The 15,331-nt window shown below is 54.9% G+C and carries 13 protein-coding genes; 7 read left to right on the top strand and 6 right to left on the bottom strand.

The annotated features are described in order from the left end of the window. Positions 1–57 precede the first annotated feature (57 nt). The 6 genes from CDH47_RS02285 to CDH47_RS02260 all read left to right on the top strand — a co-directional run bounded on the left by CDH47_RS02285 (position 58) and on the right by CDH47_RS02260 (position 5,353). Entirely contained in the window at positions 58–813 is a 756-nt protein-coding gene (locus CDH47_RS02285) for an FCD domain-containing protein (protein WP_100638735.1), read from the top strand. A 159-nt stretch (positions 814–972) separates the two neighbouring features. After that, complete coding sequence (locus CDH47_RS02280; protein WP_100638200.1) at positions 973–1,743, top strand: ABC transporter ATP-binding protein; 771 nt, start codon at positions 973–975, stop codon at positions 1,741–1,743. 84 nt (positions 1,744–1,827) lie between these two features. Next, the gene (locus CDH47_RS02275; RefSeq protein ID WP_100638199.1) at positions 1,828–2,580 is read left to right on the top strand and encodes a transporter substrate-binding domain-containing protein; all 753 of its coding nucleotides are present in this window, start codon (positions 1,828–1,830) and stop codon (positions 2,578–2,580) included. A gap of 54 nt (positions 2,581–2,634) precedes the next feature. Then, positions 2,635–3,342, top strand: a complete 708-nt coding sequence (locus CDH47_RS02270) for an ABC transporter permease (protein WP_100638198.1) — start codon at positions 2,635–2,637, stop codon at positions 3,340–3,342. Next, positions 3,342–4,067 (top strand): ABC transporter permease, encoded by a 726-nt coding sequence (locus CDH47_RS02265; RefSeq protein ID WP_100638197.1) that lies wholly within the window; start codon positions 3,342–3,344, stop codon positions 4,065–4,067. The genes CDH47_RS02270 and CDH47_RS02265 overlap by 1 nt, the downstream gene beginning before the upstream one ends. 248 nt (positions 4,068–4,315) lie before the next feature. Beyond that, a complete protein-coding gene (locus CDH47_RS02260) occupies positions 4,316–5,353 on the top strand; it encodes a succinylglutamate desuccinylase (protein ID WP_100638196.1) in 1,038 nt (345 codons plus the stop codon). Positions 5,354–5,378: 25 nt separating this feature from the next. Here the strand turns inward: CDH47_RS02260 and CDH47_RS02255 are convergent, their stop codons facing one another. Together CDH47_RS02255 and CDH47_RS02250 are read right to left on the bottom strand one after the other, a co-directional pair. Next, positions 5,379–8,405, bottom strand: coding sequence for an efflux RND transporter permease subunit (locus CDH47_RS02255; protein ID WP_100638195.1), 3,027 nt, complete (start codon positions 8,403–8,405; stop codon positions 5,379–5,381). Then, on the bottom strand, positions 8,405–9,484 hold the full coding sequence (locus tag CDH47_RS02250) for an efflux RND transporter periplasmic adaptor subunit (RefSeq protein WP_100638734.1): 1,080 nt from the start codon (positions 9,482–9,484) through the stop codon (positions 8,405–8,407). The genes CDH47_RS02255 and CDH47_RS02250 overlap by 1 nt, the downstream gene beginning before the upstream one ends. 164 nt (positions 9,485–9,648) lie before the next feature. On the opposite strand from CDH47_RS02250, the gene CDH47_RS02245 reads away from it, so the two are divergent. Further along, entirely contained in the window at positions 9,649–10,287 is a 639-nt protein-coding gene (locus CDH47_RS02245) for a TetR/AcrR family transcriptional regulator (protein WP_100638194.1), read from the top strand. Positions 10,288–10,317: 30 nt separating this feature from the next. Here the strand turns inward: CDH47_RS02245 and astB are convergent, their stop codons facing one another. Genes astB through CDH47_RS02225 form a run of 4 tightly spaced genes read right to left on the bottom strand, consistent with a single transcriptional unit; the run spans position 10,318 to position 15,329 of the window. Next, positions 10,318–11,658 (bottom strand): N-succinylarginine dihydrolase, encoded by a 1,341-nt coding sequence (gene astB / locus CDH47_RS02240; protein ID WP_100638193.1) that lies wholly within the window; start codon positions 11,656–11,658, stop codon positions 10,318–10,320. A gap of 52 nt (positions 11,659–11,710) precedes the next feature. Then, a complete protein-coding gene (gene astD, locus CDH47_RS02235; RefSeq protein WP_100638192.1) occupies positions 11,711–13,189 on the bottom strand; it encodes a succinylglutamate-semialdehyde dehydrogenase in 1,479 nt (492 codons plus the stop codon). 35 nt (positions 13,190–13,224) lie between these two features. Continuing rightward, the gene (gene astA / locus CDH47_RS02230; protein ID WP_100638191.1) at positions 13,225–14,295 is read right to left on the bottom strand and encodes an arginine N-succinyltransferase; all 1,071 of its coding nucleotides are present in this window, start codon (positions 14,293–14,295) and stop codon (positions 13,225–13,227) included. Further along, the gene (locus CDH47_RS02225) at positions 14,289–15,329 is read right to left on the bottom strand and encodes an arginine N-succinyltransferase (protein WP_100638190.1); all 1,041 of its coding nucleotides are present in this window, start codon (positions 15,327–15,329) and stop codon (positions 14,289–14,291) included. Before CDH47_RS02225 ends, astA begins: the two co-directional genes overlap by 7 nt. Between the last annotated feature and the right edge of the window lie 2 nt (positions 15,330–15,331).

Genomic DNA, 15,331 nt, shown 5'->3' with positions numbered 1-15,331 from the left:
CTGATAACAACAAAGACAACCAACACTGGTCAGACCAGTGATCCCGCAGGCAAGAAAATGGCTATTTCGCGTGAAGTCTCGTACCGACTGGAAAGGCTGATCCTTGACGGAGGGCTGGCGCCAGAGCAAAAAATACCTTCAGAACGGCAACTTGCAGCGCGCCTTCGGGTTTCGCGATCGGTGATTCGCGAAGCGCTTCATGAGCTCCAGGGGCGCGGTGTAATAGAAACCCGCCACGGCAAGGGCTCCTTCGTGTCTACAATGGTGCCCGGATCTGACGACCTCCGTGAGCAGGGTCCCTTGATGCATCTTTTTGAAGGGCACCCACGAACCCTCTACGATTTACTGGAAGTTCGTGAGCAGTTGGAGGGGCAGGCTGCGTTTCTGGCTGCCAAGCGCGCAACCAGCCTGGATCATCACCGAATTACCAAAGCGTTCAGGGCATTGGAAGAAACTGACCCGTTAAGCAACGCCCGGCCGGACCACGGTTTCCATCAGGCAATTGTTGAGGCTTCTCATAACCCGATTCTGGTGCACGTACTCAACAGCCTTAAAAACATGATGCTGATGACGGTGCAAGCATCGGTTGCCAACCTAAACCCAAGAGCCGAAAAGCGGAAGAAAATTGTGCAGCAGCATAGGCAACTATATGAAGCTATTATGGCCGGACGGCCTGCCAGCGCTCAAAAAGTTGCCATGGCTCATGTACGCTTTGTAAGTGAATCCATGCGCGACATGGAGAACGAAGGCAGCGAACTTATACGCATTCCGGTTATGCCGGAAGTTTCTGACAACCAACACCCCATCGGCTGACACCTGCAAAATGCTTGCATTGAGCACTCATTACGCCACAATACGTGGTTTCTATTACAGGCGCTGTAAAATAATAATTTCTGTGAGCGTAAAGCATTGATTTCTTCAGCCACAGTCCGTAAAACAAGCGCCCTTGAATTCCAGTTTCAGGAGCCATCCATGGCGGACCAAGCGCCTTTGATCTGCAAGGACATACACAAAACGTTTGCCGAACTCGAAGTACTCAAGGGTATTTCGCTCGAGACCCGCAAAGGCGATGTGGTTTCCCTGATCGGCAGTTCCGGCTCAGGTAAAAGCACCTTTCTACGCTGCATCAACTTGCTGGAAACCCCAACGTCTGGCGACATTATTGTGCACGGCGACCCCATAAGGTTTACCACCAACCGCAAGGGTGAACGCATTCCTGCTGATAACAGGCAGGTAGAGTTGATTCGTGCAAAACTCTCCATGGTATTTCAGGGGTTTAATCTGTGGTCTCACATGACGGTGTTGGAGAACATCATTGAAGCGCCTATTAATGTGCTCAAGGTTCCAAAGAAGGAAGCCATTGAGCGGGCAGAGGCTTACCTGAACAAGGTAGGTATATACGAGCGCAAGGATTATTATCCGGCACAGATGTCTGGCGGCCAGCAGCAGCGGGCTGCGATTGCCAGAGCACTGGCCATGGAACCGGAAGTGATGCTGTTTGATGAACCAACCTCCGCACTGGATCCGGAACTGGTTGGCGAAGTACTTAAAGTTATGCAAAGTCTGGCCGAGGAAGGCCGCACCATGATCGTAGTCACTCACGAAATGGCATTTGCAAAGGATGTGTCGACCCAGGTGTTGTTTTTACATCAGGGCGTTATCGAGGAGCAGGGCACACCCCAAAAGGTGTTTGATAACCCGGACTCGGAGCGCATGAAACAGTTCCTGGCTCCCAAGTTCTGACAGGCGATGCTATCTTAATCGTTGTCGGATATATAATTTCCAAAAAAATAACGCCTAAAAGGCGATCCAATGGAGAAGTGACACATGAAAAAATTGATGATTGCAGCAAGTTGCGCCCTGGCCATGTTTGCCGGCGGTGCTCATGCAGAGGGTCGCGACCTGCGTATTGCCTTCGACGTACCCTACGAGCCGTTCGAATATAAAGATGAAAATGGCAACCTGACCGGCTTCGAAGTCGATCTGGCAGCTGCCATGTGCGAAGAGATGAAGGCTAACTGCGAGTTTGTTATTCAGGCATGGGATGGAATGATTCCTGGCCTGATTGCTCGTAAATTCGATCTGATCATGTCCTCCATGTCGATTACCCCGGAACGTGCCGAGCGGGTTCTTTTCTCTGAGCCGTACTACAACACTCCGGGTGGATGGTTCGGTCCTGACAACTTCAGTGCAGACGTAACTGATATGGATGCCATGAAGGGTAAAACAGTCGGTGTGCAGCGTGGCACCACTATGGACACTTTTGTAACCGAGGAAATGACCGGCATAGTAACCATCAAGCGTTACACCACGGCTGACGACATGGTGCTCGACCTTGAGGGTCAGCGCCTGGATGCCGTGTTTGTTGACTACCCGGTTGGTGAACAGACTGTTCTTTCCAAAGATGGCTTCAAGGAAGTTGGCGAGCCTGTAAAGCTGGGTGAAGGCGTGGGTGTTGCCATGCGCAAGCGTGACAAAAAGGTTGCCGAAGAGGTGAACGCAGCCCTGCGTAAGCTGAAGGAAGATGGCACCTACGACGCCATCATGAAGAAGTACTTCGCTTACGACGTTAAGGTCTGATAACTCCAGCTTCAGGGATAGCCCGACGGCTATCCCTGACTACCGGACACTCCCATGCTTGATCTGAAAGGCTATGGTCCGGCCCTTTTAAACGGGGCGATTGTAACCATAGAGCTCGCCTTCCTGTCTCTTGCCCTGGCGCTGGTTCTCGGGCTGCTTGGTGCGGCTGCAAAGCTGTCGAACAGCCGTGTCGCTATCAGCGTAGCTACCGCCTACACCACCCTGATTCGCGGCGTGCCCGATCTGGTGATGATGTTGCTGTTCTACTATGGCGGCCAGGTGGGTGTAAATATGATCTCCGATTACATTTGGGAGGTCTATGAGATCGATTTCTTCTTCCAGTTCAATCCGTTCATTTCCGGCGTTATTACCATCGGGCTGATTTTTGGCGCTTACATGACGGAAACCTTTCGGGGCGCTTTTCTTGCCGTTGAAACTGGCCAGATTGAAGCGGCGCGAGCTTACGGTTTCAGCAAATGGCATACTTTCCGAAGGGTTATGGTTCCGCAAATGTTGCGCCACGCACTTCCCGGTATCGGTAATAACTGGCAGGTACTGCTCAAAACCACCGCGCTGGTTTCCATTATTGGCCTCACAGATATGGTGCGGGTGGCAGAGGAAGCGGCCAAGGCTGAGCGCATGCCGTTTCACTTTTTTATTCCGGTTGCGTTTGTTTACCTCGCCCTTACGGCAGGCTCTGAGCTGTTCATCAAGTGGCTCGACAAACGGGCCAATGTCGGCGTGATTCAGGAGAATAAATAATGCCTCCCGATTTCATTGCAGCCTGGCTTAACAAGAACGAAATCTTCACTGCCATGACCATCATGGAATACTGGGACGGTTTGGTTACCACCGTTCAACTGGTATTCCTGTGTCTGATTATCGGCCTTGTCTTTGCAGTTCCTCTGGCGATTCTTCGCACGGTAAAAAACCCGTTTGTGTCTGGCCCAGTGTGGCTTTACACCTATCTTTTCCGTGGTACACCACTGCTGATCCAGCTTTATATCATTTACTATGGCGTTGCCCAGATTCCCGGTATTCAGGACACTTTTTGGTGGGAGATTTTCCGGGAGCCTTTCTACCCTGCCCTGCTGGCGTTCACTTTGAATACTTGTGCTTATACCACTGAGATTATTCGTGGCGCGATTATTTCTACGCCCCATGGTGAGATTGAGGCGGCCAAGGCTTACGGTATGAACTGGTTTATGCGGATGCGGCGTATTGTGTTGCCCAGTGCGGCACGGCGGGCGGTGCAGGCGTATTCTAATGAGGTTATTTTCATGCTGCACTCGAGTGCGATTGCGAGTGTGGTAACGATTGTGGATCTTACGGGGGCTGCGCGGAATATTTATTCGCGGTTTTATGCGCCGTTTGATGCGTTTATTTTTGTGGCGCTTTGCTACATGGTGCTGACGTTTATTTTGGTGTTTGCGTTCCGCAAACTTGAGAATCATTTGTTGCGGCATCAGCGGCCTGTGGGCTCTTGACCAAAGATTAAAAGCACCGCCTGAAACAATGTGCCAGGGCAGGCGGTTACGCTCCTTCCGGGAGACGCTACGAGCACCCCTGCGGGGTCCGGCCAGCAATCATAGATTGCTGTCGTTCGGCGGCGCATGAAGCTACGCTTCATAAACGCTTGCCTCACCCATGTGGGCTTGACTGAAGCCATCCATGGCTTCAGACACTCCCGGAAGGAGCGTAACCGCCCGCCCTCCGAGCTCTTCGGGGAGCCTTCATGACAGCAACTGCACAAATACACTTATTTGAACCCTATCCTGACTGGCTAGCTCATACGCTTGCCCACGCCGCAGCCGATCTCCCGGAAACCAAAACTGTCCTCCCCGATGGCACCCGTATCAGCCGCAAAGTTGTTGGTGTTCTGCAGCTTACTCCGCCAGCCAATCGTGCCAATCCGAATCAGGAGGCGCTGATTGTCTCAGCGGGTATTCACGGCAATGAAACCGCTCCCATTGAGGTTCTTAACGCCCTGCTCAGCGAGCTGCTGAACGGGGAGTGGCCGTTGGCAGTTCCGCTGTTGCTGATTCTGGGGAACCCGTCAGCCATGGTTGCCGGGGAACGGTTTTTGGATGTAAATCTTAACCGGTTGTTCAACGGTGCCCATGGCAAGCCGGAGTACAGTGGGTTGCCGGAAGCAGCTCGGGCGCAGTTTCTTGAGGAGGTGTGTCGGCAGTTTGCTGTGGCGCATCCGCAGGCACTTTCCCATTATGATTTGCATACGGCCATAAGGCCTTCCCAGCGGGAGAGGTTTGCGCTTTATCCGTTTGTTGAAGGCAGGCAGGTGCCAGAGAGTCAGTGTGATTTTTTGTTGGAAGCGGAAGTGGAAACCTTGTTGCTGCAGCATAGGGTGGGGACTCCGTTTTCGTCCTTTTCTTCATCCGTGCTGAACGCTGAAAGTTTTACGGTGGAGCTGGGCAAGGTTTATCCGTTCGGAATGAATGATCTTACCCGTTTTGAAGGGGTCAAGAAGGCACTTCGGCGGCGGTTGTGTGGTGAGCCAGCTCCTGCCAAGCAACCACCGTTTGATGATCTCACGGTCTTTGAGGTGGTGTACGAGATTCTGAATACAGGGAAGAATTTTCAGTTTCACATTCCCGATGATGTGGCCAACTTTACTGAATACGCACCGGGCACCGTCATCTGGGAGGATGACGATACCTGTTACAAGGTTGGCGATATTCCAGAGGCGATTGTGTTTCCAAACCGGGATGTGCCGGTTGGCCAGCGGGTGGGTCTGTTGATAAGACCCAGGTGATCCCGCTGGCACGGAGCATTGCTATTTATGCGGGAGCATTTTCCGGTTCGGCCACTTTCACCTTGATGAGCTGTGTACAGACCGCTGGGATCACCAGCAGGGTCAGTACGGTTGATGCCAGTAGCCCTGAGATGATCGCCCACGCCATGGGCGGCCAAAGTGTGGAGCTGGAGAAAGCCAGTGGCAACAGGCCAGCCACGGTGGTTGCGGTGGTCAGCAGGATCGGGCGGGTTCGCTGTATTACGGCTTTGCGCATGGCTTCGTGGATGTTCTCACCTTTTTCCAGTTCTCTGTCCATTACATCCAGCAGTACTATGGCGTTGTTCACCACAATGCCCACCAGTGCGATTACACCCAGCAATGACTGAAAGCCGAAGGGTGAGCTGGATAGCACCAAGCCGGGGAATATGCCCACGGTTGCCAGGGGTACGGTCAGCAGGATGATGCCCACCCGGCGGAACGAGTTGAACTGCAGTAGCAAGAAGAAGAGCAGCAGGAGTATGCCGATGGGCGCCGCGGTTAACAGGGCACCGTTAGCATCGCCGGAGCCTTCCGCATCACCACCCATTTCCAAACGAGTGCCTTCAGGCAGTGGATTGTCTTCCAGCGCACGTTGCAGTCCGTCCAGCGCCTGGCTAAAGCTGTAACCGGTCAGCAGGTTAGCCGTTACGGTATTCAGCCGGGTTCCATTGCGGAGATAACGTGCTGCTGGTTCCCAAGTGGTCTCCACACTGGCTACAGCAGACAGCGGCACTGCTTGCCCTCGCTCGTTATAGATATTCACTGAAAGCAAGCGCTCCAGTGGCAGCGAGGTTCCTTCCTGAGATCGCAGCACCAGCGGTATTGGATCTTTTTCCTGACGGTAGCGCTCGGCAACCACACCAAAACTCTGGCCATACAGGCTCTGGGCCACATCCGCACGGGTAAGGCCATATCTTGCCGCAGTGGCGTCGTCCACGTTAATGGCAATACTGGGCACACCAATATCCAGGTCGTGCCGAACATCCACTGTGCCCTCCACCTCGCGCAACGCACTGAACAACTGCTCTACTGCATGGGTGCGTATCTGGTCATCGGCGTGGTACACCCGCACTTCCACCGGAGCAATGCTCGGCGGCCCCTGCCCCAGAACACCCACACTTACATCCAGCTCCGGCATCTGTTCGTCCACATGGGCGCGAATCCAGCGAATCATTTCAGTCGTGTCTTCCAGCGTTGGTGTCGCCACTACCAACCGGCCTCTGTTCGGAGCCTGGGGCGCGCGCTGCAGGTTGTAATAAAATGCAGGGCCGGTAAAGCCGACAAACCGGTGAATTTGTATGGCATTAGGCTGTGTGCGTATAGCGTGTTCCAGGTTGGCAGCGGCTTCAGCCGTGCGCTGTTGATCTGTTCCCTCGGGCATGAAGAGTTCAACAATCACCTGGGGCCTGTCCGCATCGGGGAAGAACTGCTGGGCCATAAAGGCCGTCATGGTTAAACTCACGGCAACCAGCAAAGCCCCGGCCGCAATCAACCGCTTTGGGTGCCGGTAAACCAGGCCACCCAGAAAACGGGCGAGACCAAGCAGCCGATCTGCTTCGGCATTGCGGCGGGGCTTGAGGAACCGGGCTGCAAGCAGGGGTACCACTGAAATCGCCAACAGATAACTCACAGACAGCGTGAGCATAATCATTACCGGCACACCTCGGGTGAAGTCTGCTGCACCGCCCTTGGCTAAAAGCAATGGCGCGAAAGCCGCCAGGGTGGTTCCGGTAGAGGCCCCGAGCGGCCCTGCAAGCTCACTCACGGCTTTGCGCAAGGCATCAAGCCGGCGCATGCCTTCATCCAGATGCCCTTGAATGTTTTCGACAATCACTATGGCGTTGTCGATCAAAATACCCAGCGAAATGACCATGCCGATCACAGCTATCTGGTGCAGAACACCGCCGCCAAGATCGTAAAGCCCCACACTGATCAGGGCTACCATAGGCAAGATCGAAGCCACCAGAAGCCCCATTCGTATGCCCATGCCGGTGAACACCACAGCCACAATAATTAACACTGAAAGCACCAGGCTCCAGGCAAGATTGTCGAGGCGGTCTGAGACCTTATCCGGCTGAAAGAACATTTCCCGGATTTGGTAGGGCTCAAAGTCCGGGCTTATTTGAGCAATCCGCTCACGCACCCGCTCACCAAAGCGGATGGCATCGGTGGTGCCCTCTTCCATAATCATTGAAAGCAATACCACCCGCTCGCCATCAAACCAGGTTTCCGGTTGCCGGGGTTCGGCGGGGCCACGCCACACATCCGCTGCTGCAGCCAGTGGTACCTGTGAGCCATCTGGTAGCTCTATAGGTGTGGCGCGAATAGCGTCAATGTCGGCAAACTCAGTGTTGGGAAGCACCGATAAACGGCGCCCATCCACCACCACAAATCCCCCAGGGGTCGTCTGGTTACGCTGTGCCAGTGTTTGCAGTATTCGTGCGGGTGAAATGCCCAGCCGGTAAAGCGCTGCATCATCAAGTGCCAATGTGATCTGCTCGTCGGCATCCCCTTCCAGCTCAATGCGGGACACACCACTAATATCGGACAGGTTTTCTTTGAGTCGCTCAGCTACGTTGGTCAACTCACTCACAGAAGGCGCGCCACTGATCGCCAGAACAATCGCAGGGTTATCGATCAGCCGGTCATCCAATGACATCTGGCCAATATCGTCCGGGAAATCCAGCTTTGCACGCTCCATGGCCTGGCGAACACGATCCCAGGCTGGGTCGGTATTGTAGATATCATCGTTGAGCCGCAGCCTGACCAGCGCTACGCCGGTACGCGCAGTGCCTTGTGCTACATCAACCTCTTCTACCTGACGTAACTCATCGGTTAGTGGCCTTAACACCAATCGCTCTACCGCATCGGCACTGGCGCCCGGGTAGTTAACCGAGACCATTCCAGCCCGGTAAGGAAAAGACGGATCCTCCTGGCGCGGCATGGTACTGTATGCCGCAATACCCAACAGACAAAGCATGGTTACCACCATGCCCAACAAACGCTGGTAATTAAGTAACCGGCTCGTCATTAGCGAACCTCCACGGCATCACCGTCTGCAAGGCGAGTCATTCCTGCGTAAACCACCTTGTCGCCGGGCTCCAGCTCACCCGTTCGCACGACAACACGCTCACCCACTACTCGCTCAACCTGCACCGGAACACGCCGGGCAATGCCTTCACGCACCCGGAACACTGTCATGCCCTCTGCGCTGCGAATAACAGACAAAAGCGGAACCGTGATTGCAGATTCGCGGTTAGGCGTTATGCCCACTTCAACAGGCTCACCCGTATCGAGGGTGTTAATCGGCAAGCTGACCAATACCGGATGCAACTCTCCACGGATGGCACCTGCTTGGGCGATTTCGACAACAGATCCTGTCACCGGAGCTTCAATTCGATTCTGAACAGACCAGATCGGTAGTTCCTGATCTACCGACACATGGGCTAACAAGTAAGCAGGCACTCGCACTTCCACTTCCTTGCCCTCGGGTGAGGACAAACGCATCACTGGCTGGCCAGCGGCTACAAACTCATCTCTTTCAACTAGCAGCGCCTCTACACGGCCACCAAACGGCGCGCGCAAGGTACTCTCTTCCAGCAACTGAGTGGCCTCTGCCAATGCGGCTTGGGCTGTCGCTACGCTGGCCTTCAGTGAATCCCGACGTGCCGCGATCTGTTCAAGGTTTTGCTCCGAAACAACGCCTCGCTCATGCAGACGGCTCGAACGTTCCCACTCACGCTTGGCCTGATCGTATCGGGTAATCAGTTCGTCCAGTTTGGCTTTTGCCGAATCTCGAGCAGGCTCCAACGCCGGGTTGTACACCCGGGCGAGCAAATCACCGGCGACTACGGTCTGACCTAATTCCACTGTGCGCTGCCGCAGTGTTCCGCTAACCTGAAACGTAAGTGTTGCCCGTTGGGTTGACCTTACAATGCCGGAAAAACGCAGGGGTATTTCCTGGGCCTCGCCTCCCGTGACGTCTGAAACACGCACCGAGACCTCATGCTTGCCAGAGGCTGCCGGGGCATCATCGCCCATGCAACCAGAAAGAAGCAGGCCGCAAACAGCTAGGAAAACAAGGGCAACAGGGGTGCGTAGTGGTGTCATAAGGTATCCTTTCATCCGTGCTCAAGTTGGTGTTGATACCGCTTCCTGCGGAAATCCGGGGCGCTAATCTCGACATAATGTCACTCTTTGACATTATGTCAATTATCAGCTTTCATTCCCTGAATGAAAAGATAAACATTGAAAGAACCTGACGTGAGGGCCGGATGACTGAACTGCTGAAAACACGCCGTGAACGGGAGAAACAGGCCCGCTACGACACGATTCTGGATGCTGCAGAGCTGGCCTTTTCGGACAAGGGCTACGAACGCACCTCCATGGATGATATTGCACGCACCGCAAGCCTGAGCCGGGCCCTGCTGTACGTTTACTTCAAGGATAAGGCGGCGATTCAGCGGGGCATCATGCTGCGTGCGGGTCACAGTTTATATGAACGCTTCAGGAGGGCACAGCAGACTGCCGATACGGGGCTGGCACAGATACGCGCCATGGGGGAATCTTATTATCGCTTCTATCTGGACGAACCAGACTACTTCTCTGCCCTCACCAAAGCCTCGACTGCCATGGCTGAGGCAGATGAAGCGCAAGCCAAGGAAATGCTTTGCTCAAAGACAGACTTGATGGCGCTTATGACTGAAGCTATTGAATTGGGCCTGGAAGACGGCACTATGAGCCGTCAACGTATTCACAGCCCTGAGCAGACCGCTCTCTACCTGCGGGGGGCGCTGCACGGCGCCCTCTTGCTGTGTCAGTCTGAAGCCAGCGAGAGTGGCGACAACTTCCCGGCTGAGAGCCTGATCCGACATACTATGGACATGCTGGCTTCTTCGATTTCGGCACCCTGATACTGCTCTTATAAGCAACGGAGAAAGCTGTTACATCTGGAAGTCGTAAATAGAGCCTAATCCCAGAATCCCGGTCAGTTCATCCAGCGCTTTGCGCACTTCCTCCAGCAGCATGGGGTCGGCCAGATCTTCCCGGGCGAGCTCACTGCGGTAATGGGTTTCAACCCAGGTGATCAGGCGCTCATAGAGCGCATCGGTCAGGATGACACCCCGGTGCATGGCCTTTAGCTCATCATCATTCAGAACCACACGCAAGCGCAGGCAGGCCGGACCGCCACCGTTGCGCATGGACTGCTTCACATCAAACACTTCCACCGAGGTAATTGGCCCGCCAGAGGCCAGCAACTTATCCAGATACTTGCTCACAGTGGGCACGTCCCTGCACTCACCCGGAACCGCCAGCAGCATGCCATCGGGCGCATTCAACAACTGACTGTTGAACAGGTATGAAGCGACCGCATCTGCGATGGGCACATCCGCACTGCTTACCCGAACAGTTTCCAGCTCAACACCTGTAAGCCGGGCGCGAATATCTGATAGCATACGCTGTTCATCAAGAAACGCCTGTTCGTGATAGAACAGTGTGTTCCCGTTGCCCACAGCGATAACGTCGTTATGAAACACACCCGCATCAATGGCCGCCGGATTTTGCTGGGCAAATACCAGATGCCCATCTTTCAGACCATGTAGGCGGGCGATAGCTTGTGAGGCCTCAAGCGTTTGCCGGGCCGGGTATTTTTTCGGAGCAGGTGCCTGTTCGTTGAATGCTATCTGGCCATACACAAACAGCTCCACCCCCGGCTCACCATACCTGCCGCAAAGCCGGGTGTGGTTGGCGGCGCCTTCATCACCGAAGTGGTTGACCGAAGGCAGCGCCGGGTGATGGGCAAAATACCCCTCGTCCGCGAAGATAGATTTGAGCATGCGGCCGGTTACCCGGTGCTCAATGGAGCGGTGGAACTTGGCACTTAAATTAGCCGGCGTGAAATGCACCCTGTGGTCATCTGTATCGGCACTGGGTGAAACTGTGGCCGCATTGGCTGTCCACATGGAGGATGCTGAAGCCACAGCCGCAAGGATCGATGGGCTGGATTTGGCTGCCTGCGCCAGGATCTGCGCATCCGTACCGTTGAATCCGAGCGCTTCCAGTGTGGGTATATGGGGGCGCTCATGGGGTGGCAGAACCCCCTGAATATAACCCCGGTCTGCCAGGCGCTTCATTTTTGCCAACCCTTGCAGTGCAGCCTCCCGGGGGTTGGACACCGCGTTCACATTGGATTTCGAGGCCACGTTACCCCAAGACAAGCCCGCATAATTGTGGGTGGGGCCAACCAGGCCATCAAAGTTTGCTTCTACCGCATGTTTTGCCATGTCTTGGTATTCCATCCATCCGGATTCAGGGAATAAATCTCAACGTTTCCAATCAGGAATCGAAGTTAAGGCCCGGCGCCAGGCTTTCGGGCACTTCGCTCTTACCTGCCTCAAGAGAGGCCATAGGCCAGGCGCAGTAATCCGCCGCGTAATAGGCGCTGGCCCGGTGATTTCCGCTAGCGCCCACTCCTCCAAAGGGCGCGGCACTGCTGGCGCCAGTCAAAGGACGATTCCAATTAACAATGCCTGCCCTTGCCTCTTCCAACAATCGTTCGTAGAGCTTTCTGTCGTCTGAAAGCAGGCCTGCAGAAAGCCCATAGCGGGTGTTATTAGCCAGCTCCAGAGCATCATCAAAACCCTTGTACCGGTAGACAGTCAAAAGCGGCCCAAAGAACTCTTCATCAGGCAACTCCAGCCCGGTCACGTCCACAATGCCCGGAGAAAGAAGGCCGGTGCCTGGCTTGAGCTGTTTCATTTCCAGCAAGGACTTCCCGCCTTTCTCCAACATACCGGCTTGGGCAGCCAATAGCTTTTCCGCCGCCTGTGCAGAAATCACCGACCCCATAAACGGCTGGGGTTTGTCATCAAACTCTCCCACATGAATCCGTGCAGAAACAGCCACAAGGCGATCCAGAAACTCGTCGCCCTTCCTGCCTTTTGGCACCAGCAGTCTTCGGGCACAAGTGCAGCGCTGGCCAGCGGACAGAAACGCTGACTGCAGAGCGTGATGGACCGCACCATCAATGTCCGCAACATCCTGAACAATCAGCGGGTTGTTACCGCCCATTTCCAGAGCAAGAATCTTCTCCGGCTGGCCACCCAGTTGCTCGTGCAGTTTATGACCCACCATGGAACTGCCGGTGAAGAACAAACCATCAATCGCTGGGTGGGCCGCAAGAGACTTACCCGAATCCGCAGCACCCTGGAGCAAGTTGATTACACCATCAGGCAGGCCAGCTTTTTCCCACAGTTTCACCGTGAACTCCGCCACGCCGGGAGTCAGCTCACTGGGCTTGAATACAACCGTATTGCCCGCTAACAGCGCCGGCACAATATGGCCATTTGGGAGATGGCCAGGGAAGTTGTAGGGGCCAAACACAGCAACCACCCCGTGGGGCTTATGACGAAGCACTGCATGGCCACCCGCAACATCTGATTCGGAATGCCCGGTTCGATCCTTATAGGCTTTCACAGAAATGCCGATTTTCCCGGCCATGGCGGCTACTTCCGTGCGGGACTCCCACAGAGGCTTGCCGGTTTCCAGACCAATCTGGTACGCCAACTCTTCCTTGTTTGCGTCCAGCAACTCTGCAAACGCCTCAACCACCGCCAGGCGTTCGGCAAAGCTCTTGCGCCGCCACTTCAGGAAAGCATCCCGCGCACTGCGCACGGCTGCATCCACATCTGCCAGGCTGGCCCCTGAACCCTGCCATACGGCACTTCCGGTAACGGGCTGAACAGACTCAAACGCGGGCCCATGGCCTTGAAGCCAAAGCCCGCCAATAAACAGTTCGCCTGTCAGGTTTGCCATATTACTCACTCTCCTGGTGCTGGAATTGTATGTTTTTAGCTTGCTGTATTTTCTTTCGCCGGTACCTGGGACCTTTCTTTAAGCGGGGCCAGCCGAACCGGATCCCCCGACTCAATCTGCAAGGCGGCTGCCACTTCCGGCGTTATGCTGACTGTATCTATGTCAACGCAACTGGCCGGTACCGTTGTTACCCGGAAGTTGCGGAATGACCGGTTGGAAATCATCACCCGCTTATCCGCCGGCACATCAAGATCAATGGCTTTTCGGGTCACCGAGGCATAGCGGTTAACGCTGTCTCGTACGGTGCGAATGGTGTGTACGAATGCCTCAACCACCGGGCCGCCATCAAAGATGTCTACCATGCCATTAAAGTTGAACCCTTCAGCCTTCAGCATGGTCAGCGCCGGAGCGGTATTGCCATGAACCCGGCCGATAACTGCCCGCGCCGAATCTGGCAGCATGGGCAGGTAAATCGGGTACTTGGGCATCAGCTCCGCGATAAACGATTTATTGCCAAGCCCGGACAGCATGTCGGCTTCTATGAATTCCATATCAAAAAACTTGCTGCCCAGTGCATCCCATAGCGGGCTCATGCCCTGCTCGTCAGACACACCGCGCATTTCTGCAAATACTTTTTCAGAGAAGTGCTTTCGAAACTCGTCAAGAAACATGAAGCGACAGCGGGATAGCAGCAAGCCATTGCCACCACCGTGGTATTCGCTGGAGAGCAACAACGAGCAGATCTCGCTAATGTCTGTCATATCGTTTGAAAGGTGCAGCGTTGGCGTACGCACATGCACGCCCAGCTCTTTAGAGGCGTTTACGGTCACACTAAGCCGATAGTTGTAGAACACCTCATCCAGCCCTACCCGGGCCTGGATTCCGCTGATGCCCACGGCTTTCCCTGTCTCCGTATCTTCCAGGGCAAACAGATACAGCCCGGCTTCCGGCGCACAGCGCTGATTGAAGGTTTCCTGCGCGTGGTTGATCTTGCTTTGTAACAGGTCACGATCGGCCGGTAATGAGGTTAACCCCTTACCCGCGTTCTGCGCCATGGCGTATAGGTCTTCAAGGTCACTTTGCTGGAGCGGCCGGATGACTAACATGGCGCAACCCTCACTTCGTCACCCGCTGTTTTTCCTAGCAACTCCCAGGTTTTCACCGGCACCTTGAGGGTTCCCTCAAGCGTTCCGGAAACACGGGCCAGGGTGCAACGGAAGCTGGCACCCTCGCCCGCTGCAATCAGGCAAAGGTCTCCGTTCCCACCACCGGCATCATCGACAGCACCGTGAAGAGCTTTGGGCTGGCTGGTTACCAACGTGTGCAGGGCATCGGTACGCGCTTCCAATACCGGGCCACCGTCAAAAATATCCAGATAACAGCCAGCCTGGAACCCCTCCCTCTGGAGCAGTTCGAGGTTCGGCACAGTGAGCTCATGGGGCTGCCCTAACGCCGCCTGAGCCGACTCGGAAAGCAAAGTGACATACACTGGATGCGGAGGCATAAGCTCCGCAATAAAGGTTTTACTGAGCGTGCCAGAGTGCCGATCAGCCGTTTCAAAATCCATATTGAAAAAGTGACGACCCAAGCTGTCCCAGAAGGGCACGCTGCCATCCGCAAGCTGAACACCCTGAATTTCCACAGCAATGCGATGAGTAAACCAGTCGCGGTGCCCGGCAATAAACAGGATTCGGGCTCTGGACAAGAGCTCAAAGGCTTCCGTATTGCGCAATTCAGGTGTTATGGAAAACGAACAAAGCAGTGTGTGATCGGTCAAGCCGTGGCTTGGATAAAGTACGTCTACCCGGCTTGAGATGCCAAGTTCGTGAGAGGCATGAATCAGCGCATCCCGGCGGTAGTTATAAAACGGTTGGCCATTGCCCGCACGGGCATCAATACCCGCCGTGCCATGAACTTTGCCTGTGGCAGTGTCTTCTAAAACGAACAGAAATCGTGGCAAGGGGCCGCCAGCAATGGTTTTACCGGCGAGAGAGGTTAACGAGTGGGATATTTTTTCGGCAAGCGCTTCACGCTGCCTGGGCAGCGTGGATGACAGGCGGGCGGTCTCTGAACCCGCCGCGCCTGCAATCTCCAGTATCTGGTTCACGTCATCCGGCAGTGCCGGACGTACCAGCCACATAA

The organism is Marinobacter salexigens (genome assembly GCF_002806945.1).
GTDB lineage: Bacteria > Pseudomonadota > Gammaproteobacteria > Pseudomonadales > Oleiphilaceae > Marinobacter > Marinobacter salexigens.
Note: the sequence above shows the minus strand (reverse complement) of the source record. Positions and strands in the feature narration are given on the sequence as shown.

What these genes read in the sequence shown, in the direction of transcription:
- CDH47_RS02285 (WP_100638735.1), top strand. Translation starts at nt 58, where the DNA reads ATGGCTATTTCGCGTGAAGTCTCGTACCGACTGGAAAGGCTGATCCTT.
- CDH47_RS02280 (WP_100638200.1), top strand. Translation starts at nt 973, where the DNA reads ATGGCGGACCAAGCGCCTTTGATCTGCAAGGACATACACAAAACGTTT.
- CDH47_RS02275 (WP_100638199.1), top strand. Translation starts at nt 1,828, where the DNA reads ATGAAAAAATTGATGATTGCAGCAAGTTGCGCCCTGGCCATGTTTGCC.
- CDH47_RS02270 (WP_100638198.1), top strand. Translation starts at nt 2,635, where the DNA reads ATGCTTGATCTGAAAGGCTATGGTCCGGCCCTTTTAAACGGGGCGATT.
- CDH47_RS02265 (WP_100638197.1), top strand. Translation starts at nt 3,342, where the DNA reads ATGCCTCCCGATTTCATTGCAGCCTGGCTTAACAAGAACGAAATCTTC.
- CDH47_RS02260 (WP_100638196.1), top strand. Translation starts at nt 4,316, where the DNA reads ATGACAGCAACTGCACAAATACACTTATTTGAACCCTATCCTGACTGG.
- CDH47_RS02255 (WP_100638195.1), bottom strand. Translation starts at nt 8,405, where the DNA reads ATGACGAGCCGGTTACTTAATTACCAGCGTTTGTTGGGCATGGTGGTA.
- CDH47_RS02250 (WP_100638734.1), bottom strand. Translation starts at nt 9,484, where the DNA reads ATGACACCACTACGCACCCCTGTTGCCCTTGTTTTCCTAGCTGTTTGC.
- CDH47_RS02245 (WP_100638194.1), top strand. Translation starts at nt 9,649, where the DNA reads ATGACTGAACTGCTGAAAACACGCCGTGAACGGGAGAAACAGGCCCGC.
- astB (WP_100638193.1), bottom strand. Translation starts at nt 11,658, where the DNA reads ATGGCAAAACATGCGGTAGAAGCAAACTTTGATGGCCTGGTTGGCCCC.
- astD (WP_100638192.1), bottom strand. Translation starts at nt 13,189, where the DNA reads ATGGCAAACCTGACAGGCGAACTGTTTATTGGCGGGCTTTGGCTTCAA.
- astA (WP_100638191.1), bottom strand. Translation starts at nt 14,295, where the DNA reads ATGTTAGTCATCCGGCCGCTCCAGCAAAGTGACCTTGAAGACCTATAC.
- CDH47_RS02225 (WP_100638190.1), bottom strand. Translation starts at nt 15,329, where the DNA reads ATGTGGCTGGTACGTCCGGCACTGCCGGATGACGTGAACCAGATACTG.